This is a genomic window from Candidatus Nanopelagicales bacterium (assembly GCA_041393815.1).
GTDB lineage: Bacteria > Actinomycetota > Actinomycetes > S36-B12 > JAWKJK01 > JAWKJK01.
Map to the genome: position 1 here is coordinate 1111184 of JAWKJK010000001.1, position 20651 is coordinate 1131834.

Genomic DNA, 20651 nt, shown 5'->3' on the forward strand with positions numbered 1-20651 from the left:
CCGAACACCCTCCGTACGTGGCGCGACGCCTGCGCGCACGCGGCGTGGCACGCTGAGCCCGTGTCCGGCGCCGACGCCCGCGGGCTCGTCCTCGTCGTGGAGGACGAGCGCCCGATCGCGGACCTGATCCGGCTGTACCTCGCCCGCGAGGGCTTCGGCGTCCACGTGGAGCACGACGGGGAGGGCGGCCTGCGCGCGGCCCGCACGCTGCACCCGGTCGCGATCGTGCTCGACGTCGGGCTGCCCGGCATCGACGGCACCGAGCTGTGCCGCCGGCTGCGCAGCGAGGGGGACTGGACCCCGGTGCTGTTCTGCACCGCCCGCGACGACGAGGTGGACCGGGTCCTCGGCCTCGAGCTCGGGGGCGACGACTACATCACCAAGCCCTTCAGCCCGCGCGAGCTGGTCGCCCGGGTCAAGGCCGCGGTACGCAGGGCCGCCGGGCCCGGCAGCCGCAGCGAGGAGCTGACGCTCGGCCGGGTGGTGGTCGACCGAACCCGGCATCGCGTGACGGTCGACGGCGACGAGATCGTCCTCACCGCCACCGAGTTCGACCTGCTGGCCCACCTGATGGCCGCGCCCGGCCGGGTGTTCAGCCGCGAGCAGCTGCTGTCCGAGGTCTGGGGCTACGCCCCCGTCGTGGGCACGCGCACCGTCGACGTGCACGTCGCCCAGGTCCGGGCCAAGCTCGGCGACGCCAGCCCGATCCGGACCGTCCGGGGCGTGGGCTACGCCGCGGAGGAACCCGCCGCCCCCGGTCCGGGCGACGCCCCGTGACGGCGCCGGCGCCCGTCGCCGGCACGCCGGCCCGTCGGCGACGGGTCTCCCTCACCACCCGGACCGTGCTGGTGGCCGTGGTGGTGGCGGTCCTGGCCGCTGCCGTGGCCTTCGCGGTGTCCTTCCCCCTGGTGCGGGCGTCCGGCGAGGCGCAGGCGCGGGCGTCGCTGGCCCGACTGGCGGACCTCACCGCCACCTCCCTCCAGCAGTTGCCCAGCGGGGTGACCGTGCTGCCGCCGCGGCTGGCCGCCGTGCTCGAAGTCGAGGGGGTCGAGGCCTACCTGGTGCGCCCCGGCTTCCCCGCACCCGACGGGGTCACCGACGCGGACGTCCTCGGGCTGGCCGCGGGCCAGCCGGTGTCGACCGTCGCGGACACCCCGGACGGGACGGTGCTGGTGGAGGGCCGTCCGCTGGGGAACAGCACCGGCCTGGTCCTGCTGCAGCAGGCCTCGGTGGCGACCGAGCCGTCCGGGACCGTGCTGCGGCGACTCGCCGTCGCGCTGCTGATCGGGCTGGTGTTCGCGGTCGTCGTCGCGGTACTGGCCTCCCGCCGGGTCACCCGGCCGCTGCGGCGGGCCGCGGAGGCGGCCAACCAGCTGAGCACCGGCCGCCGCGACGTGCGGGTGGAGCCGGAGGGGCCGGAGGAGGTCGCCGCCATCGCGGAGTCCCTCAACGGCCTGTCCGCGGCACTGGCCGTCTCCGAGGGCCGGCAGCGGGAGTTCCTGCTCTCGGTCTCCCACGAGCTGCGCACCCCGCTGACCGCGGTGTCCGGCTACGCCGAGGCGCTCGCCGACGGCGTCGTCCCCGAGACCGAGGTGCCCCGGACCGGGGAGGTGATCCGGGCGGAGGCGGCCCGGCTCGACCGGCTGGTCGCCGACCTGCTCGACCTGGCCCGCCTGGGTGCTGCGGACTTCCGGGTCGACCTGGTCGACCTGGACCTGGCTTTGCTGGCCGGCGAGGCCGCCGCGGTGTGGGCCGACCGGTGTGAGCGCGAGGGCGTCCTGCTGCGGGTCGAGCAGCCGGGGACGCCGGTCCCGGCGCGGACGGACCCGGTCCGGGTCCGCCAGGTCCTCGACAACCTGGCGGAGAACGCGCTGCGGGTCACCCCCGCGGGCCGTCCGATCGTCCTCGCGGTGCGCACCGAGGGCCCCTGGGCGGTCGTGGAGGTGCGCGACGGCGGTCCGGGGCTGACCGGCGACGACGTCGGCGTCGCGTTCGAGCCGGGCGCCCTGTACGAGCGCTACCGCGGCGTGCGTCCGGTGGGCACCGGCCTCGGGCTGGCGCTGGTCGGCCGGCTCGCGGTCGGCCTGGGGGGCGGGGCCGAGGCCGGCGCCGCCCCCGAGGGTGGCGCGCGCTTCACCGTCCGGGTTCCGGGGGCGCCGGTGGCGCCGTAGGCTGCCGGCCATGAGCAACGGTCCCGGTCCCGGCTACTCCTTCGGGGCCCCCGGTGCGCCCACGCCCTCGGACCGGCCGTCCTCGTGGCTGGTCCCGGCCATCGTCACCACCCTGTGCTGCTTCCCGATCACCGGCGTCATCGGCACGGTCTTCGCCTCCCAGGTGGAGCCGCTGTGGACCTCCGGCCGGGCCGACGAGGCGGTCCGGGCCGCGCACCGCGCCCGGTTCTGGGTGCTGCTCGGCTTCATCCTGTGGGCGGTGCTCATGGTCGTCGGCGTGGCGACCGGCCTGTTCATGTCCTGGTGGGAGAGCCTGAGGCCGTGACGACGTCGCCGGACACCACCGCGACCACGCCGGACCAGCAGGTCCCGGCGGGGTCCGCGGCGGCCGGCCCCGACACGGACCCGACGGCCAGCGTCCCGGCGCCCGTCATCCCGACGGGCCCCCGCATCGACCACCGGCCCCGGTGGCGTCGGATGGCCGAGCCGCTCGCCGTCCTCGGCGTCGCTGCCGGAGCCACCGCCTACCTGTACGCGGTCGACCCCAACGAGCCCGGGCACTACCCGCTGTGCCCGACCAAGGCGTTCGCGGGCATCGACTGCCCCGGGTGCGGCAGCCTGCGCTCGATCCACGCGCTGGCCCACGGCGACGTCGGCCGTGCGGTCGACCACAACCTGCTGCTGGTCGCCGTCACCCCGTTCCTCGTCCTCATGTGGGTGCTGTGGGTGCGGCGGGCCTGGACCGGCGTCTCGCCGGAGGTCTCCCGCCGGGCCGCCCGGTGGCGCCAGGTCGCGACCATCGCGTTCCTCGTCCTCACCCTCGGGTTCTGGGTGGCGCGGCTGTTCGTGCCGTACCTCGCCTCCGAGGCCGGCTGACCCGCGCGCACGCCCGGCCCGACCGCGCCCCCGCGCGACGGGTCGGTCCGGTCGCACGGTTACGCTCGCCCCCGTGACCGTGCTCGACGACATCCTCGACGGCGTGCGCGCCGACCTGGACGAGCGTCGTGCGCGGGTGAGCCTCGACGAGCTCAAGGAGCGGGCCGCCCGCGCGCCACAGTCCCGCGACGCGGTCGCCGCGCTGCGGGGCGAGGGCGTCGCGGTCATCGCGGAGGTCAAGCGCTCCAGCCCCAGCAAGGGCGCGCTGGCCGCGATCGCCGACCCCGCCGCGCTGGCCCGCGACTATGAGGCCGGCGGCGCGCACTGCGTCAGCGTGCTGACCGAGCAGCGCCGCTTCGGCGGCAGCCTCGACGACCTGGTGGCCGTCCGCGCCGCGGTGGACATCCCGGTGCTGCGCAAGGACTTCATCGTCAGTAGCTACCAGCTGTGGGAGGCCCGCGCCTGCGGCGCCGACCTGGCGCTGCTCATCGTCGCTGCGCTGGACCAGGAGGCGCTGGTGAGCCTGGTCGAGCGGGCCCGCTCGATCGGGCTGACGCCGCTGGTCGAGGTGCACGACGCCGACGAGGTCGCCCGCGCGCTCGACGCGGGAGCCGACGTCATCGGCGTCAACGCGCGCAACCTGCGCACCCTCGAGGTCGACCGGGCCACGTTCTCCCGGCTGGCGCCGCTGGTCCCCGACACCTGCGTGCGCATCGCCGAGTCCGGCGTGCGGGGCCCGCACGACCTCATCGCGTACGCGGAGGCCGGCGCCGACGCGGTCCTCGTGGGCGAGTCGCTGGTCACGGGCGGCGACCCGCGCACCGCGGTGCACGACCTGGTCACCGCCGGTGCCCACCCGGCCCTCCGGCACGGCCGGGACTGATGATCACGCACTACGGCCCCTACGGCGGCCGGTTCGTCCCCGAGGCGCTGATGGCGGCCCTGGACGAGCTGGACCGCGAGTTCCGCGCCGCCACCGCCGACCCGGCCTACCGGGCCGAGCTGGACCGCCTGCAGCGCACCTACACGGGTCGGCCGAGTCCCCTCACCGACGCGACCCGGTTCTCCGCGCACAGCGGCGGGGCCCGGGTGCTGCTCAAGCGGGAGGACCTCAACCACACCGGCTCCCACAAGATCAACAATGTGCTGGGGCAGGCGCTGCTCACCCAGCGGATGGGCAAGACCCGGGTCATCGCCGAGACCGGTGCCGGCCAGCACGGCGTGGCCACCGCGACCGCGGCGGCGCTGCTCGGGCTGGAGTGCACCGTGTACATGGGTGAGGAGGACACCCACCGGCAGGCCCTCAACGTGGTCCGCATGCAGCTGCTGGGCGCCGAGGTGGTCCCGGTGACCGCCGGCAGCAGGACCCTCAAGGACGCCATCAACGAGGCGATGCGCGACTGGGTGACCAACGTCGGGCACACCCACTACCTGCTCGGGACCGTCACCGGACCCTCGCCGTTCCCGGAGATGGTGCGCGAGTTCCAGAGCGTCATCGGCACCGAGGCGCGCGCCCAGGTGCTGGAGCTCGTCGGCCGGCTCCCGGACGCGGTGGCCGCCTGTGTCGGCGGCGGCTCCAACGCCATGGGCATCTTCAGCGGGTTCCTCGAGGATCCCGACGTGCGGCTGCGCGGCTATGAGGCCGGCGGCGAGGGCGTCGCGACCGGCCGGCACGCCGCCCGCTTCGCCGGCGGCGCCCCGGGCGTGCTGCACGGCGCCCGCACCTACGTGATGCAGGACGAGTACGGCCAGACCATGCCGTCGCACTCCATCAGCGCCGGCCTGGACTACCCCGGGGTCGGCCCCGAGCACGCCTGGCTGCACGACACCGGGCGGGCATCGTACGAGCCGGTCGACGACGACGAGGCGATGGAGGCCTTCCGGCTGCTGTGCCGGACCGAGGGGATCATCCCGGCGATCGAGAGCGCCCACGGTCTGGCCGGGGCGATGCGGCTGGGCCGCGAGCTCGGGCCCGACGCGGTCATCCTGGTCAACCTGTCCGGCCGGGGGGACAAGGACGTGGCGACCGCGGCCCGCTGGTTCGGGCTGGCGCAGGTCGACGAGGCCGCGGAGGGTCGCGGATGACCCGGCTCGCGGACGCGTTCGCCGCCGCCCGGGCCGAGCGGCGCGCGGCCCTGGTCGGCTACCTGCCGGCCGGGTTCCCCACCGTCGACGGGGCCGTGGCGCTCATCACCGCGATGGTGCGCCACGGCGTCGACGTGGTCGAGGTCGGCCTGCCCTACTCCGACCCGCTGATGGACGGACCGGTCATCCAGCAGGCCGCCGCCACCGCGCTGGCCGGCGGCTGCACCACCGACGACGTGCTGCGCACCGTCGCCGCCGTCGCCCCCACCGGGGCCGCGACCGTGGTGATGTCCTACTGGAACCCGATCGAGCGCTACGGCGTGGCCCGCTTCGCGGACGGGCTCGCGGCGTCCGGCGGGGTGGGCGTCATCACCCCGGACCTGACCCCGGAGGAGTCCGACGACTGGGTGGGCGCGACCGACGCCGCGGGCGTCGACCGCATCTACCTCGCGGCCCCGTCCTCCACCGACGAGCGCCTGGGCGTGGTGTCACGGGCGTGCACCGGCTTCGTCTACGCCGCGTCGACCATGGGCGTGACCGGTGCCCGCACGTCGGTGTCGTCGTCGGCGGAGGTGCTGGTCGACCGCCTGCGCGCGGTCACGGACCTGCCGCTCGCCGTCGGGCTGGGGGTGTCCACCCGCGAGCAGGCCGCGGAGGTGGCCTCCTACGCCGACGGCGTCATCGTCGGCTCGGCGTTCGTCCGCCGGGTGCTGGACGCCCCCGACCTGGCCGCCGCCGTGGACGCCGTGGGTGCCCTCGCGGCCGACCTGGCCGAGGGGGTGCGCGCGGGTGGTCGCTGAACCGCCCGCGGACGACGGGAACCACCGGGGGGCGCCCGGTCGTCCACCCGGCGTGACGACGACCACGGGCCGCCGCCTGCTCGGCAACCCGTGGGTGGGCACGGTGTTCCGGGCCGTCCTCGCGGCGATCCTGCTGTACGCCGGCACCGTCAAGCTGTTCGAGCCCGGTGGCGCGCGGGACGCGATCGTGGCCTACCGGATCTTCCCCGGCGACTGGCCCACCCTCCTCGGCTGGGCGCTGCCGGTCGCCGAGGTGCTGCTCGGGCTGCTCCTGCTGGTGGGGCTGTTCGTGCGGTGGGCGGCCGCCGCGACGTTCGTCCTCATGGTGGCCTTCGTGGCCGGGATCGCCAGCGTGTGGGCCCGCGGCTACAACATCGACTGCGGGTGCTTCGGGTCCGGCGGCGACATCACCGACGAGGGCAAGGCCTGGCGCTACACCTCGGAGATCCTGCGCGACCTGCTGTTCGCCGGGATGGCGGCCTGGCTGGTGGCCTGGCCGCGCACCCGGCTGGCCCTGGAGGCCGCACCCCGCGGGACCACGTACGGTGATCCCTCCGACCACGGCACGGACGACGAGCACGACGACCACGAGTCAGGAGCCAGAGCACGATGAACGCACCCCGCGAGTCGAAGAAGACGGCGCGCGAGAAGGCCGCCGCGGCGCGCGCGCAGGCCCTGGCCGAGGAGAAGCGCCGCGAGCGGATGGTCCGCATCGTCGGCAGCATCGCCGTGCTGCTGGTGGTGGGCGGCATCATCGGCGTCGCCGTGGTCGCCACCCGGGGCAGCAGCGACTCCGGCGGCGGGGACGCCTCGTCCTCGGCGACGCCGGACCCGTCGGCGCCGCTGCCCAAGGGCGTCCTGGACGGAGCCTCCGAAGTCGCGCCGTACGGCGTCCCCTACGGCACGGCGCCCGCCACGGCCCCCGTGCTGGAGCTGTGGGAGGACTTCCAGTGCCCGGCCTGCGGCCAGCTGGAGCGCGAGGCGGGCGCGAGCATCGAGAAGCTCGCCGAGGACGGCAAGGTGCAACTGGTCTGGCGCCCGACGACGTTCCTGGACAACAACCTCAACAACGATGCCTCCAAGCGCGCCGCCGCGGCCTGGGGCTGCGCGATCGACGGTGGCGTCACCCGGGAGTACCACAACACGGTGTTCGCCAACCAGCCGACGACCGAGGGCGACGGCTGGACCGACGAGCAGCTGCTGCAGTTCGGCAAGGACTCCGGGCTCGAGGGCGAGGCCTACACCGCGTTCGAGAAGTGCTACACCGACCGCACCTACGTCGGCTGGGCGGTCAACAGCACCGACGTCTTCTACTCGTCGAACATCCCCGGCACGCCGAACGCGATCCTCAACGGGACCGAGCTGCCGACGGCGACGCTGCTGGACCCGGCCGAGCTGGAGAAGGCCATCACCGAGGCCGCGCAGCAGTGATCCCCAGCCCCTCCCAGGGGGTCTGGCAGCTGGGACCGGTCCCGGTCCGGGCGTACGCGCTGCTGATCGTCCTCGGGATCGTCGTCGCCGTCTGGGTGGGTGGACGGCGCTGGGTCGCGCGCGGTGGGGCGCCCGGCACCATCGCCGACATCGCGATCTGGGCGGTGCCGTTCGGGATCATCGGCGGCCGGCTCTACCACGTCATCTCCGACCACCAGCTGTACTTCGGCGAGGGCGGTCGCGGTCTGCTGGCGACGCTGCGGATCTGGGACGGCGGCCTGGGCATCTGGGGGGCCATCGCCTTCGGCGGGGTCGGCGCCTGGATCGGCGCCCGCCGCATCGGCGTCCCGCTTCCGCCGGTGGCCGACGCGATCGCCCCGGGCATCGTGCTGGCGCAGGCCATCGGCCGGTGGGGCAACTGGTTCAACCAGGAGCTGTTCGGAGCCCCCACCGACCTGCCCTGGGGCCTGCAGATCGAGCTGGCCAACCGGCCGGCCGGCTACGAGGCGTTCGAGACGTTCCACCCGACGTTCCTGTACGAGTCGCTGTGGAACGTCGGCGTGTTCCTCGTGCTGATCTGGGCCGACCGGCGCTTCCGGCTCGGCCACGGCCGCGTCTTCGCCCTGTACGTGGCGCTGTACTGCCTGGGCCGGGTGTGGATCGAGGCGCTGCGGATCGACACCGCCAACACGGTGCTCGGGCTGCGGCTGAACGTGTGGACGTCGATCCTGGTCGGCCTCGGCGCGGTCGCCTACTTCGTGGTCAGCGCCCGGCTACGACCCGGCCGCGAGGTCGTGCACGACCCGCGCCTCGAGGCTGCCGCCGACGAGGACTCCGCCGACGAGGACTCTGCCGACGAGGACTCTGCCGAGGCGGGCTCTGCGGAGGCGGACTCCGCGCCGGAGGCGGGGGACCGCTGATGGGTGGCGCCGAGGTCCACCACTCCCACCGCGACGTCACCGGCGGCTGGCTGCGTCCGGCCGTGTTCGGCGTCAGCGACGGACTGGTCTCCAACCTCGGCCTCATCGTCGGAGTCGCCGGCGGCGCGTCGGCGGCCGGGGCCACCGGGACCACCGCCGTCGTGATCGCCGGACTGGCGGGTCTGGCAGCCGGGGCCTTCTCGATGGCCGCGGGGGAGTACGTGTCGGTGGCCAGCCAGGCCGAGCTGGCCCGGGCCGAGATCGACCTGGAGCGACGCGAGCTGGCCCGCCGGCCGGAGGCCGAGATGGCCGAACTGGCCGACCTGTGGGTGTCCCGGGGGCTGGACCGGGAGTTCGCCGAGGAGTTCGCCCGGCAGCTGACCCGTGACCCGGAGAAGGCGCTGGAGGTGCACGCCCGGGAGGAGCTGGGGCTCACGCTGGACGACCTGCCCAACCCCTGGGTGGCGGCCGGCTCCTCGTTCGTCGCGTTCGCCCTCGGGGCGCTGCTGCCGGTGCTGCCCTACCTGGTCGGGGTCACGTCGGTGCTCCCGTCGCTGGTGCTCTCGCTGCTGGGGCTGTTCGGGGCCGGGGCGCTGGTCGCGCGGGTGACCGCGCGGCCCTGGTGGTACTCCGGGCTGCGGCTGCTCGTGGTCGGGGCGCTGGCCGCCGGCGTGACCTGGGTCGTGGGCACCCTGGTGGGCACCGGGCTGTCCTGAGCGCGCGCCCGGTCGGCTACGCTGACTCCCGCAGCCGGGCCAACGTCGTCCCCTGCGTCCCCCCTCCGCGCGCCTCGCGCTCGGACCCCGGCGCGCCCCCGCGCCGGCACTGACGGTGACGACGACGGGAGAGCCCCTCATGCGGACCCACCTGCCGAACCCCGACCTCCCGGGCGCCCAGGGCCTCTACGACCCCGCGTACGAGCACGACGCCTGCGGCGTCGCCTTCGTCGCCACCCTCACCGGCGTCCCCAGCCACGAGATCGTCGCCCACTCCCTCACGGCGCTGCTCAACCTCGACCACCGCGGTGCCTCGGGGGCCGAGCCGGACTCCGGCGACGGGGCGGGGATCCTGATCCAGGTCCCGGACGCGTTCTTCCGCGCGGTCGCGCCGTTCCCGTTGCCGTCGCCGGGGGAGTACGCCGTCGGGACCGCCTTCCTGCCCGACGACGACGAGGGCGAGCGGAAGGTCCGCGAGCAGATCGAGCGGATCGCGGCGGAGGAGGACCTGCGCGTCCTCGGGTGGCGCGACGTGCCCACCGACCCGTCCCTGGTGGGGCGCACCGCGCGCTCGACGATGCCGCGGTTCCGTCAGCTGTTCGTGCAGGCCGCCCAGGGCCGCGTCCTCGGCCTGGGCCTGGAGCGACTGGCCTACCGGCTGCGCCGCCGCGCCGAGCACGAGGCCGAGGTCTACTTCGCCTCGCTGTCCAGCCGCACGCTGGTCTACAAGGGGATGCTGACCACCACGCAGCTCGCCCCGTTCTACCCGGACCTCACCGACGAGCGGGTCACGTCGGCCCTGGGTCTGGTCCACTCTCGGTTCTCCACCAACACGTTCCCGTCCTGGCCGCTGGCGCACCCGTACCGGCTGATCGCCCACAACGGCGAGATCAACACGGTGAAGGGCAACCGCAACTGGATGCGGGCGCGCGAGGCGATGCTCACCTCCGACGTCATCCCCGGCGACCTCACCTCGTTGTTCCCGATCTGCACCCCCGGGGCCAGCGACTCCGCCTCCTTCGACGAGGTGCTGGAGCTGCTGCACCTCGGCGGCCGCAGCCTGCCGCACGCGGTGCTCATGATGATCCCCGAGGCGTGGGAGAACCACACCGAGATGGACCCGCAGCGGCGGGCCTTCTACGAGTTCCACGCCACGTTCATGGAGCCCTGGGACGGCCCGGCCAACGTGTCGTTCACCGACGGCAGCGTCATCGGCGCCGTGCTGGACCGCAACGGCCTGCGGCCAGGGCGGTTCTGGGTCACCGACGACGGGCTGGTCGTGCTGGCCTCGGAGGCCGGCGTGCTCCCGCTCGACCCCGCGACGGTCGTGCGCAAGGGCCGGCTGCAGCCGGGTCGCATGTTCCTCGTGGACACGGTCGAGGGCCGGATCATCGAGGACGACGAGATCAAGGCCGAGCTCGCGGCCGCCGCGCCGTACGAGGAGTGGCTGCACGCCGGGCTGATCCACCTCGACGAGCTGCCCGAGCGCGAGCACGTCGTGCACACCGCGTCCAGCGTGGCCCGCCGGCAGCAGACCTTCGGCTACACCGAGGAGGAGCTGCGGGTCATCCTGTCGCCGATGGCCAAGGCCGGCATCGAGCCGATCGGGTCGATGGGGACCGACACCCCGATCGCCGCGCTGAGCGAGCGGCCGCGGATGCTCTTCGACTACTTCACCCAGCTGTTCGCCCAGGTGACCAACCCGCCGCTGGACGCCATCCGGGAGGAGATCGTCACCTCGCTGTCCAGCGTGATCGGCCCCGAGGGCAACATGCTCGACGCCAGCCCGGCGCACTGCCGCCAGGTGGTGCTGCCGTTCCCCGTCATCGACAACGATGAGCTGGCGAAGATCCTGCACATCAACGCCGACGGCGACCTGCCCGGGTTCGCCGCGGCCCGCGTGTCGGGGCTCTACCGCGTCGCCGGCGGGGGAGACGCCCTCGAGGCCCGGCTGCAGGAGATCTTCCACGAGGTCGACGCGCTGATCCGCCAGGGCAAGCGATTCATCGTGCTGTCCGACCGCGACAGCACGGCCGACCGGGCGCCGATCCCGTCGCTGCTGCTGTGCTCCGCGGTGCACCACCATCTGGTCCGCGAGAAGACCCGGACCATGGTCGGTCTGCTGGTGGAGTCCGGCGACGTGCGCGAGGTCCACCACGTGGCCCTGCTCATCGGGTACGGCGCGGCCGCGGTGAACCCGTACCTGGCGATGGAGTCCGTCGAGGACCTGGTGCGCCGCAAGGTCATCACCGGCATCCCGCCCGAGAAGGCCGTCCGCAACCTGGTGAAGGCGCTGGGCAAGGGCGTGCTGAAGGTGATGTCCAAGATGGGCGTCTCCACCGTCGCCTCCTATCGCGGTGCCCAGATCTTCGAGGCGATCGGGCTGTCCGAGGAGGTCGTCGACCGCTACTTCACCGGCACCACCTCCAAGCTCGGCGGCGTCGGGCTGGACGTCATCGCCGAGGAGGTGGCCCGTCGGCACGCGGTGGCCTATCCGCCCAGCGGCATCTCGCCCGCGCACCGCAGCCTCGAGGTCGGCGGGGAGTACCAGTGGCGCCGCGAGGGTGAGCCGCACCTGTTCGACCCGGAGACGGTGTTCCGGCTGCAGCACTCCACCCGGGAGAAGCGCTACGACGTGTTCCGGCAGTACACCTCCCGCGTCGACGAGCAGTCGAACCGGCTGATGACGCTGCGCGGGCTGTTCCGCTTCGCCGGCGACCGCGAGCCGGTGCCGATCGAGGAGGTCGAGCCGGTCTCGGCGATCGTGCGGCGCTTCTCCACCGGCGCGATGTCGTACGGCTCCATCTCCCAGGAGGCACACGAGACGCTCGCGATCGCCATGAACCGCCTGGGCGGCAAGTCCAACACCGGTGAGGGCGGCGAGGACCCGGAGCGGTTCGTGCCGCTGCCCAACGGCGACTCGAGGCGATCGGCGATCAAGCAGGTCGCGTCCGGGCGTTTCGGCGTCACCAGCGACTACCTGGTCAACAGCGACGACATCCAGATCAAGATGGCGCAGGGGGCCAAGCCCGGCGAGGGCGGCCAGCTGCCCGGCCACAAGGTCTACCCGTGGGTCGCCAAGACCCGCCACAGCACCCCCGGCGTCGGCCTCATCTCCCCGCCGCCGCACCACGACATCTACTCGATCGAGGACCTCGCGCAGCTCATCCACGACCTGAAGAACGCCAACCCGCGGGCCCGCGTGCACGTGAAGCTGGTGTCCGAGGTCGGCGTGGGCACGGTCGCCGCCGGCGTCGCCAAGGCGCACGCCGACGTGATCCTCATCTCCGGCCACGACGGCGGCACCGGGGCGTCCCCGCTCACGTCGCTGAAGCACGCCGGCGGCCCGTGGGAGCTCGGCCTGGCGGAGACGCAGCAGACCCTGCTGCTCAACGGCCTGCGCGACCGGGTGGTGATCCAGACCGACGGCCAGCTGAAGACCGGTCGCGACGTCGTGATCGCGGCCCTGCTCGGGGCCGAGGAGTTCGGCTTCGCCACCGCGCCGCTGGTGGTCATGGGCTGCGTGATGATGCGGGTCTGCCACCTGGACACCTGCCCGGTGGGCGTGGCCACCCAGAACCCGGTGCTGCGGGAGCGCTTCACCGGCAAGCCGGAGTTCGTCGAGACCTTCTTCGAGTTCATCGCCGAGGAGGTGCGCGAGCACCTGGCCGCACTGGGATTCCGCAGCCTGGACGAGGCCATCGGTCACAGCGAGGCGCTCGACGTGGCCGACGCGGTCGAGCACTGGAAGGCGGCCGGCCTGGACCTGGCGCCGATCCTGCACCGGCCCGAGCGCATCCAGGGGGACCTGCGGTGCACCACCTCTCAGGACCACGGCCTGGACCGGGCGCTGGACAACGAGCTGATCGCGCTGTGCGCGGACGCGCTGGAGCGCGGCGAGCCGGTGCGCGCGCAGCTGGCCGTCCGCAACGTCAACCGCACCGTCGGGACGATGCTCGGGTCGGAGGTCACCCGCCGGCACGGGGGCGACGGCCTGCCCGACGGCACGATCGACCTCACCCTGGTCGGGTCCGCAGGACAGTCGTTCGGCGCGTTCCTGCCGCGCGGCGTCACGCTGCGGCTGGAGGGTGACGCCAACGACTACCTCGGCAAGGGCCTGTCCGGCGGCCGGCTCGTCGTTCTCCCGGACCGCGCCGCGGCGTTCCCGGCGGAGGAGCACATCATCGCCGGCAACGTCATCGCCTACGGCGCCACGGCCGGCGAGATCTTCCTGCGCGGGCTGGTGGGGGAGCGCTTCTGCGTGCGCAACTCCGGGGCCACCGCGGTCGTGGAGGGCGTCGGCGACCACGGCTGCGAGTACATGACCGGCGGCCGGGTGCTCGTGCTGGGCCCGACCGGACGTAACTTCGCCGCCGGCATGTCCGGCGGCATCGCCTACCTGCTCGACCCGGTCCTGTCGCGGATCAACCACGACATGGTCGACATCGACCCCCTCGACGAGGAGGACCGGGAACTGGTCCATCAGCTGGTCAGACGTCACGCGGAGGAGACGGGCTCGGTGCTGGCCGAGGCGCTGCTGGCCGACTGGCCCGCGGCCGTGGCCCGGTTCGGCAAGGTCATGCCGCGCGACTACAAGCGGGTGCTGGAGGCCAAGGCGCGCGCCGAGTCCACCGGTGCCGACGTGCTCGAGGCGATCATGGAGGCGTCCCGTGGCTGACCCCCGAGGCTTTCTCACCACCGGCCGGGAGACCCCGACCCGCCGTCCGGTCGACGTCCGGATCCGGGACTGGCGCGAGGTCTACGAGGCGTTCCCCGACGAGCGATTGGCAGCGCAGGCCGGCCGCTGCATGGACTGTGGTATCCCGTTCTGCCACAACGGCTGTCCGCTGGGCAACCTCATCCCGGAGTGGAACGACCTGGTCTGGCGCGGGGAGTGGCGGGCGGCGGCCGAGCGGCTGCACGCGACCAACAACTTCCCCGAGTTCACCGGCCGGCTGTGCCCGGCACCGTGCGAGACCGCCTGCGTGCTGGGCATCAACCAGGATCCCGTCACCATCAAGCAGGTCGAGGTGTCGATCATCGACCGGGCGTGGGACGAGGGCTGGGTGACCCCCCAGCCCCCGTCGCGCCTGTCCGGCCGGACCGTCGCCGTCGTCGGCTCCGGCCCGGCGGGTCTCGCGGCCGCGCAGCAGCTGGCCCGGGCCGGGCACACCGTCGCGGTGTTCGAGCGGGCCGACCGCATCGGCGGGCTGCTGCGCTACGGCATCCCCGAGTTCAAGATGGAGAAGCGCCACCTCGACCTGCGGCTGGAGCAGATGGAGGCCGAGGGCGTGAAGTTCCGCGCCGGGGTCGACGTCGGCACCGACCTGACCGGTGCCGACCTGGTCCGCCGCTACGACGCGGTCGTGCTCGCCATGGGTGCCACGCAGTGGCGGGACCTGCCGGTCCCCGGCCGTGAGCTGGCCGGCATCCACCAGGCCATGGAGTTCCTGCCGCTGGCCAACCGGGTGCAGGAGGGCGACCTCGAGGCGCCGCCCATCAGCGCCGCCGGCAAGCACGTGGTCATCCTCGGCGGGGGCGACACCGGGGCGGACTGCCTGGGCACCTCCCACCGGCAGGGCGCGGCCTCCGTCACGCAGCTGGAGATCATGCCCATGCCGCCGGACCACCGGCCCGCGGCGCAGCCGTGGCCGACGTACCCGATGGTCTACCGGGTCAGCAGCGCGCACGAGGAGGGCGGGGAGCGGGTCTACGCCGTCTCGACCAAGCGTTTCGTCGACGACGGCAACGGCCGTGTCACCGCCCTCGTCCTCACCGAGGTCGAGTTCGTGGACGGCCGGTTCGAGGAGGTCGAGGGCACCGAGCGGGAGATCCCCGCGGACCTCGTGCTGCTGGCGATGGGCTTCACCGGCCCCGAGCGCGGACCGCTGGTCGAGCAGCTCGGGCTGGAGCTGGACGCCCGCGGCAACGTGGCCCGCGACGTCGACTACCGCACCAACGTGGACGGGGTGTTCGTGGCCGGTGACGCCGGCAGGGGCCAGTCGCTGATCGTGTGGGCCATCGCCGAGGGGCGCTCGGCCGCCGCCGCGGTCGACCGGTTCCTCTCCGGCAGCACCAACCTGCCGGCGCCGATCGCCCCGACCGCGAGGCCCCTGACGGCCTGACCCCGCGCGGATAGGGTCCTGCCCATGCGACGCGCGAAGATCGTCTGCACGCTCGGTCCGGCGACCGCGAGCCCGGAGGCGATCCGGGCCCTGGTGGATGCCGGCATGGACGTGGCCCGGCTCAACCTGTCCCACGGCACGCACGAGCAGCACACCCAGACGTACGCGCACATCCGGCGAGCGGCGGACGAGTCCGGCCGCGGCGTGGGCATCCTGGTCGACCTGCAGGGACCCAAGATCCGGCTGGGCCGGTTCCTGCACGGACCGGTGCTGCTGCAGCCGGGCCAGGAGTTCGTGATCACCACCGAGGACGTCGCGGGCGACGGCGAGTGCTGCTCGACGACCTACGAGGGGTTGCCCGGCGACGTGGCACCCGGCGACCTGGTACTCGTCGACGACGGGCGGGTGGAGCTGCAGGTGCTGCGGGTGGACGGCCCGCGTGTGGTCACCCGGGTGCTGGAGGGCGGCCGGGTCTCCGACCACAAGGGGCTCAACCTCCCCGGTGTCGCGGTGAGCGTCCCCGCCCTGTCGGACAAGGATGTGGACGACCTGCGCTGGGCGCTGCGCACCGGCGCGGACCTGGTCGCGCTGTCCTTCGTCCGCAGTGCCGCGGACCTGCAGGACGTGCTGCGGATCATGGAGGAGGAGGGCGTACGCGTCCCCGTCCTGGCGAAGGTGGAGAAGCCGCAGGCGGTCGACCACCTCGACGAGATCGTCGCCGCGTTCGACGGGGTGATGGTGGCCCGCGGCGACCTCGGGGTCGAGCTGCCGCTGGAGGCCGTGCCGCTGGTGCAGAAGCGCGCGATCCAGCTGTGCCGGCTGGCCGGCAAGCCGGTCATCGTCGCGACCCAGATGCTGGACTCGATGATCACCGCCAACCGGCCGACCCGGGCCGAGGCCAGCGACGTGGCCAACGCGGTCCTCGACGGGGCCGACGCGCTCATGCTGTCCGGGGAGACCAGCGTGGGCGACCACCCGACACTGGTGGTCGAGACCATGGCCCGCATCATCGAGCGGGTCGAGGGGGAGGCACTGGACCGGCTGCCCGCCCTCCCGCTGGACCACCGCGGCTCGACGGCCCGGGCCATGACCCGGGCCGCGGTCGACGTGGGGGCTGCGGTGGGCGCGACCCAGCTGATCGCCTTCACCGAGACCGGGTCGTCCGCGCGGCTGATCGCCCGCTGGCGCTCCGTCACCCCGCTGCTGGCGTTCACCCCGAACCCGCGGGTGCGCAGCCAGCTGGCGCTGGTGTGGGGGACCGAGACCTTCCTGGTCCCGCACGTGCGGCACACCGACGACATGGTGGTGCAGGTCGACGCGGCGCTGCTGCAGATCGGCCGTGCGTCGATCGGGGAGAAGGTCGTGATCGTGGCCGGCGTGCCCCCGGGCATCCCCGGCACCACCAACGGGATGCGGGTGCACCTCATGGGGGCGGCGGCAGCCGGGACGTCCTCCGGGGTGTAGCGCGGGCCCTTCCTCAGTCGACCGCGCGCCGGGCCTCGGGGTTGAGGACCCCCCAGGCGATCAGCTGCTCGGCCAACGCGCTGGGCGCCTCGTCATAGATCACCGCGAGTGTCCGCAGGTCGTCCTGCCGGATGGACAGCACCCGGCCGTTGTAGTCGCCGCGCTGGGCCTGGATGGCCGCGGCGTAGCGCGCCAGCGGCCCGGCCTTCTCCGCCGGGACCTGGCCCAGCCGCTCCAGGTCGAGCACCAGCCGGGCCGGCGGCTCCGCCGTCGCCGCCGGTGCCGCGTCGGGCAGCAGCTCCGAGACCGGGACCCCGTAGAAGTCGGCCAGCTCCGCCAGCTTCTGCACCGTGACCGCCCGGTCGCCGCGCTCGTAGGAGCCGATGACGACGGCCTTCCAGCGGCCCTGCGACTTCTCCTCCACGCCGTGCAGCGACAGGGACTTCTGCTGGCGGATGGCCCGCAGCCGCGCGCCGAGCGCCTTGGCGTACTCGCTGCCCATGGTGGTCCTCCCCCCGGAGGGGACGCGGGGTGCGCCCTCGACCCGGACGCTACGGAGAGTCACCGCCCCGACGCAACTCGACCCGCCACGGCCGGCCGGGGGCGCCGTCAGCGGCCCGACATGGGGGCTGCTAGCGTCCCCCGCATCGACATCCTTTAACGACCCGTCCGGAGAGGCGGGGAAGGAGGTCCCGTGATGGCTGCCGCCTCGGAGCAGGCTCGGACGGTGCTCGACGCCGCCGACGTGTCCCGTGCTCTGACCCGCATCGCCCACGAGATCGTGGAACGCAACAAGGGTGCTGCCGACCTGGTGGTGCTCGGCATCCCCACCCGCGGCGTCCCGCTCGCCCGTCGCCTGGCTGCCCGCATCGGCGAGATCGAGGGCATCGACGTCCCCGTCGGCTCCCTCGACGTCACGATGTACCGCGACGATCTGCGGCTGCGTCCGGCGCGGGCGCTGGAGCGCACCGAGATCCCCGCCGCCGGCATCGACGGCCGCGTCGTCGTCCTCGTCGACGACGTGCTGTTCTCCGGTCGCACGATCCGCGCCGCCCTCGACGCTCTCGGCGACCTCGGCCGGCCGCGGGCGGTCCAGCTCGCGGTGCTGGTCGACCGGGGCCACCGCGAGCTGCCGATCCGTGCCGACCACGTCGGCAAGAACCTGCCCACCTCGCTGCGGGAGACCGTCCGGGTCCGCCTGCAGGAGTCCGACGGGGTGGACGAGGTCGTCCTGGGACCCGCGGAGGTGACCGAGTGAAGCGCCACCTGCTGTCGGCCGCCGACCTGTCGTACGACGACGCGCTGCTGGTGCTGGACACCGCGGCCGAGCTCGCGCAGGTCGCCGACCGCCCGATCAAGAAGCTGCCGACGCTGCGCGGCCGTACGGTGGTCAACCTGTTCTTCGAGGACTCCACCCGGACGCGGATCTCGTTCGAGGCGGCGGCGAAGCGGCTGTCCGCCGACGTCATCAACTTCTCCGCCAAGGGCTCCAGCGTGTCCAAGGGGGAGAGCCTGAAGGACACCGCGCTGACGCTGGAGGCGATGGGCGCCGACGCGGTCGTGATCCGCCACGGCGCGTCCGGCGCCCCGCACCGGCTGGCCCACTCGGGCTGGATCCGCGGCGCGGTCGTCAACGCCGGCGACGGCACCCACGAGCACCCCACCCAGGCCCTGCTCGACGCGTTCACCATGCGCCGGCACCTGTCCGGTGGCACCGGTGACCTGGCCGGTCGCCGGGTGACCATCGTCGGCGACGTGCTGCACAGCCGGGTGGCCCGCTCGAACGTGCTGCTGCTGCACACCCTGGGCGCGCAGGTCACGCTGGTGTCGCCGCCCACGCTGCTGCCGGTGGGCGTGGACACCTGGCCGTGCGAGGTCTCGTACGACCTCGACGACGCACTGCCGGGCTCGGACGTGGTGATGATGCTGCGGGTGCAGCGGGAGCGGATGAACGCCGCGTTCTTCCCCAGCGCGCACGAGTACAGCCGGCGCTACGGGCTGGACGGGCGGCGCGAGGCGTTGCTGCCCGACCACGCGCTGGTCATGCACCCGGGCCCGATGAACCGCGGCATGGAGATCGCCTCCTCGGTGGCCGACTCCGACCGGTCGGTCATCGTCGAGCAGGTCACCAACGGGGTGAGCGTGCGGATGGCCGTGCTCTACCTGCAGCTCGGCGGCAGCGAGGAGGGGGCGGCATGAGCGCCACGACCTACGTCCTGAGCGGGGTCCGGCCGTACGGCGAGGACCCGGTCGACCTGGTGCTGGCCGACGGCCGGATCGCCGAGGTGGCCGCGGCCGGCTCGGTGTCCCGCGACGGCGCCGAGGCGCTGGACTGCAGCGGCCTGGTGGCCCTGCCCGGCCTCGTGGACCTGCACACCCACCTGAGGGAGCCGGGTCGCGAGGACGCCGAGACCGTGGAGACCGGCACCCGGGCGGCGGCCCTGGGCGGGTTCACCGCGGTCCACGCGATGGCCAACACCGACCCCGTGGCCGACACCGCCGGGGTGGTGGAGCAGGTGTGGCGGCTGGGCCAGGAGGCGGGGCGTTGCGACGTGCACCCGGTCGGCGCCGTCACCGTCGGCCTCGGCGGGCAGCGGCTGGCCGAGCTCGGCGCGATGGCCGACTCGGCCGCGCGGGTGCGCATCTTCAGCGACGACGGCAAGTGCGTCAGCGACGCGGTGCTCATGCGTCGCGCGCTGGAGTACGTCAAAGCGTTCGACGGTGTCGTGGCGCAGCATGCGCAGGAGCCGCGGCTGACCGAGGACGCGCAGATGAACGAGGGTGTCCTCAGCGGCGTGCTCGGACTGCGCGGCTGGCCGGCGGTGGCCGAGGAGGCGGTCGTGGCGCGCGACGTGCTGCTCGCCGAGCACGTCGGCTCCCGACTGCACGTGTGCCACGTGTCCACCGCGGGCACCGTCGAGCTGCTGCGGTCCGCCAAGGCCCGCGGGGTCGACGTCACCGCGGAGGTGACCCCGCACCACCTGCTGCTCACCGACGACCTGGTGGCCACGTATGACCCGATCTACAAGGTCAACCCGCCGCTGCGCACGGCCGCCGACGTGGAGGCGCTGCGCGCCGGGCTCGCCGACGGCACCATCGACGCGGTCGCCACCGACCACGCGCCGCACGCGGAGGAGGACAAGGACTGCGAGTGGGCCGCGGCCGCCTTCGGGATGCTGGGCCTGGAGACCGCGCTGTCCGTGGTGATCGAGTCGATGGTCGACGCCGGGCGGCTGGACTGGCGCGGCGTCGCCGACCGGATGTCGCAGCGGCCGGCGCGGATCGCCCGGCTGGACGGACAGGGCCGGCCGATCGCCGCCGGCGAGCCGGCCAACCTCGTGCTGGTCGACCCCGCGGCCCGGCGGACGGTCGAGCCGGCGCAGCTGGCGTCGCTGAGCCGCAACACCCCGTACGCCGGGCGCGAGCTGCCCGGCCGCGTGGTGGCCACCTTCCTGCGCGGTCGGCCGACCGTGCTGGGCGGGAGCCTCGTGTGACGCAGGGCTGGGTCCGCGCGGCGGAGGACTTCACCGAGCAGGCCGACGTCACCAACTGGCCGGCCCGGGTCGTCCTGACCCTGGTCGTGCTCGCGCTCATCGGCCTGGCGGTGTGGGGCATGGCCCGCGGCTGGCGGGCCCGCGCGGCCCGCCAGTCCGACGTGCCTCCTCCGGCCGCGACGCCCGAGGGGTTCCGCGCCGACACGCTGCCCCCGGTGCCGGGCGTCTACCTGGCGTCGACCCGCGCCGGCGACTGGCTGGACCGGGTCGTCGTGCACGGGCTCGGTGTCCGCAGCAGGGCCCGGCTGTCCGTCGGCACGGCCGGCCTGGTGCTGGAGCGCGACGGCGCGGCGGACGTGTACGTGCCCGCCGCGGACCTGCGCGGCGTGCGGCTGGACCGCGGCATCGCCGGAGCGGTCTACGAGCGCGGCGGGCTGGTGGTCCTCACCTGGGACCTCGGCCCCACCACGCTGGACACCGGGTTCCGCGCCGACCGCACTGACGACCACGTCGCCGTGGTCGCGGCGGTCCGGGCCCTGGTCGACACCCCCCATCCGGACCCGGCCTGA

At 74.0% G+C, this 20651-nt stretch carries 19 protein-coding genes; 18 read left to right on the plus strand and 1 reads right to left on the minus strand.

Translation table 11 applies throughout. The features are described from left to right. Window positions 1-60: 60 nt before the first annotated feature. The 14 genes from R2737_05110 to pyk all read left to right on the plus strand — a co-directional run bounded on the left by R2737_05110 (window position 61) and on the right by pyk (window position 16588). On the plus strand, window positions 61-777 hold the full coding sequence (locus tag R2737_05110; protein ID MEZ5115632.1) for a response regulator transcription factor: 717 nt from the start codon (window positions 61-63) through the stop codon (window positions 775-777). Continuing rightward, complete coding sequence (locus tag R2737_05115; protein ID MEZ5115633.1) at window positions 774-2171, plus strand: HAMP domain-containing sensor histidine kinase; 1398 nt, start codon at window positions 774-776, stop codon at window positions 2169-2171. Before R2737_05110 ends, R2737_05115 begins: the two co-directional genes overlap by 4 nt. 10 nt (window positions 2172-2181) lie before the next feature. Then, window positions 2182-2496 (plus strand): CD225/dispanin family protein, encoded by a 315-nt coding sequence (locus tag R2737_05120; protein MEZ5115634.1) that lies wholly within the window; start codon window positions 2182-2184, stop codon window positions 2494-2496. Continuing rightward, entirely contained in the window at window positions 2493-3047 is a 555-nt protein-coding gene (locus R2737_05125; GenBank protein MEZ5115635.1) for a DUF2752 domain-containing protein, read from the plus strand. The genes R2737_05120 and R2737_05125 overlap by 4 nt, the downstream gene beginning before the upstream one ends. A 73-nt stretch (window positions 3048-3120) precedes the next feature. Then, window positions 3121-3930: an indole-3-glycerol phosphate synthase TrpC gene (gene trpC / locus R2737_05130; protein MEZ5115636.1), complete on the plus strand. Its 810-nt coding sequence runs from the start codon at window positions 3121-3123 to the stop codon at window positions 3928-3930. Further along, entirely contained in the window at window positions 3930-5132 is a 1203-nt protein-coding gene (gene trpB / locus R2737_05135) for a tryptophan synthase subunit beta (protein ID MEZ5115637.1), read from the plus strand. Before trpC ends, trpB begins: the two co-directional genes overlap by 1 nt. Beyond that, the gene (gene trpA, locus R2737_05140; GenBank protein MEZ5115638.1) at window positions 5129-5932 is read left to right on the plus strand and encodes a tryptophan synthase subunit alpha; all 804 of its coding nucleotides are present in this window, start codon (window positions 5129-5131) and stop codon (window positions 5930-5932) included. Before trpB ends, trpA begins: the two co-directional genes overlap by 4 nt. A gap of 52 nt (window positions 5933-5984) precedes the next feature. Further along, complete coding sequence (locus tag R2737_05145; GenBank protein ID MEZ5115639.1) at window positions 5985-6545, plus strand: DoxX family membrane protein; 561 nt, start codon at window positions 5985-5987, stop codon at window positions 6543-6545. After that, window positions 6542-7363, plus strand: a complete 822-nt coding sequence (locus tag R2737_05150; GenBank protein ID MEZ5115640.1) for a thioredoxin domain-containing protein — start codon at window positions 6542-6544, stop codon at window positions 7361-7363. Before R2737_05145 ends, R2737_05150 begins: the two co-directional genes overlap by 4 nt. Continuing rightward, window positions 7360-8283, plus strand: coding sequence for a prolipoprotein diacylglyceryl transferase (gene lgt / locus R2737_05155; GenBank protein MEZ5115641.1), 924 nt, complete (start codon window positions 7360-7362; stop codon window positions 8281-8283). The genes R2737_05150 and lgt overlap by 4 nt, the downstream gene beginning before the upstream one ends. Next, window positions 8283-8999 carry a VIT1/CCC1 transporter family protein gene (locus R2737_05160; GenBank protein ID MEZ5115642.1) on the plus strand — a complete coding sequence of 239 codons (717 nt, stop codon included), beginning with the start codon at window positions 8283-8285 and terminating at the stop codon, window positions 8997-8999. The genes lgt and R2737_05160 overlap by 1 nt, the downstream gene beginning before the upstream one ends. Window positions 9000-9138: 139 nt before the next feature. Next, the gene (gene gltB / locus R2737_05165) at window positions 9139-13677 is read left to right on the plus strand and encodes a glutamate synthase large subunit (protein MEZ5115643.1); all 4539 of its coding nucleotides are present in this window, start codon (window positions 9139-9141) and stop codon (window positions 13675-13677) included. Then, the gene (locus R2737_05170; protein ID MEZ5115644.1) at window positions 13670-15124 is read left to right on the plus strand and encodes a glutamate synthase subunit beta; all 1455 of its coding nucleotides are present in this window, start codon (window positions 13670-13672) and stop codon (window positions 15122-15124) included. The genes gltB and R2737_05170 overlap by 8 nt, the downstream gene beginning before the upstream one ends. 24 nt (window positions 15125-15148) lie before the next feature. Next, window positions 15149-16588 carry a pyruvate kinase gene (gene pyk / locus R2737_05175; protein MEZ5115645.1) on the plus strand — a complete coding sequence of 480 codons (1440 nt, stop codon included), beginning with the start codon at window positions 15149-15151 and terminating at the stop codon, window positions 16586-16588. A 13-nt stretch (window positions 16589-16601) separates the two neighbouring features. On the opposite strand, the gene R2737_05180 is transcribed toward pyk, so the two are convergent. Continuing rightward, on the minus strand, window positions 16602-17090 hold the full coding sequence (locus R2737_05180) for a transcriptional regulator (protein MEZ5115646.1): 489 nt from the start codon (window positions 17088-17090) through the stop codon (window positions 16602-16604). 195 nt (window positions 17091-17285) lie between these two features. Here R2737_05180 and pyrR point away from each other — a divergent pair, with 195 nt between their 5' ends. From pyrR to R2737_05200, 4 genes are read left to right on the plus strand one after another with little or no spacing between them, the layout of a single operon-like run. Then, complete coding sequence (pyrR, locus tag R2737_05185; protein MEZ5115647.1) at window positions 17286-17846, plus strand: bifunctional pyr operon transcriptional regulator/uracil phosphoribosyltransferase PyrR; 561 nt, start codon at window positions 17286-17288, stop codon at window positions 17844-17846. Continuing rightward, window positions 17843-18787, plus strand: coding sequence for an aspartate carbamoyltransferase catalytic subunit (locus R2737_05190; GenBank protein ID MEZ5115648.1), 945 nt, complete (start codon window positions 17843-17845; stop codon window positions 18785-18787). Before pyrR ends, R2737_05190 begins: the two co-directional genes overlap by 4 nt. Then, the gene (locus R2737_05195) at window positions 18784-20082 is read left to right on the plus strand and encodes a dihydroorotase (GenBank protein ID MEZ5115649.1); all 1299 of its coding nucleotides are present in this window, start codon (window positions 18784-18786) and stop codon (window positions 20080-20082) included. Before R2737_05190 ends, R2737_05195 begins: the two co-directional genes overlap by 4 nt. Further along, window positions 20079-20651 (plus strand): transporter, encoded by a 573-nt coding sequence (locus tag R2737_05200; protein ID MEZ5115650.1) that lies wholly within the window; start codon window positions 20079-20081, stop codon window positions 20649-20651. The genes R2737_05195 and R2737_05200 overlap by 4 nt, the downstream gene beginning before the upstream one ends.